Here is a 483-nt window from a genome sequence, read left to right as displayed (position 1 = left end):
GTAGTTCTCAAACAACAACCCCGTACCACACACCCCACACACATCAACTGTGCGTGCTCGGTGCAGCCAGGAAACCAGAAACACAAGTCCCGGGAAAGTCACCCTCCCCGGTCCTGTTGCCTCAGGACCCAACAGTGTGCCAAACACTACCCAGCAATCCATTCCGGCAAGCGTTCCAGGACAAGGACCCCAAGGGGACCCCATCCGTACTAACTGCCGGCACGTGCCGCCAGGCACCTATTTGYTGATATTCCACCCGTGAGCACCCGCCGCAGAACAAWCGTCTGCGCAACGGGCGTTACTCCTGACAACCCCACCACACCCGCATACACGGGGCAGGGTGGTTGTAGGTGCTCCTTAGAAAGGAGGTGATCCAGCCGCACCTTCCGGTACGGCTACCTTGTTACGACTTAGTCCCAATCGCCAGTCCCACCTTCGACAGCTCCCTCCCACAAGGGGTTAGGCCACCGGCTTCGGGTGTTA

General features: G+C 59.0%; 1 rRNA gene. It reads right to left on the bottom strand.

Annotated features, from left to right (window positions below):
• Window positions 1-361: 361 nt before the first annotated feature.
• Window positions 362-483 (bottom strand): 16S ribosomal RNA (locus tag AB4089_RS22950); the annotation flags it as partial.

Source organism: Arthrobacter sp. 2MCAF15, assembly GCF_052115605.1.
Taxonomy (GTDB): Bacteria; Actinomycetota; Actinomycetes; order Actinomycetales; family Micrococcaceae; genus Arthrobacter.
This window is presented reverse-complemented; position numbering and strand designations above follow the sequence as displayed.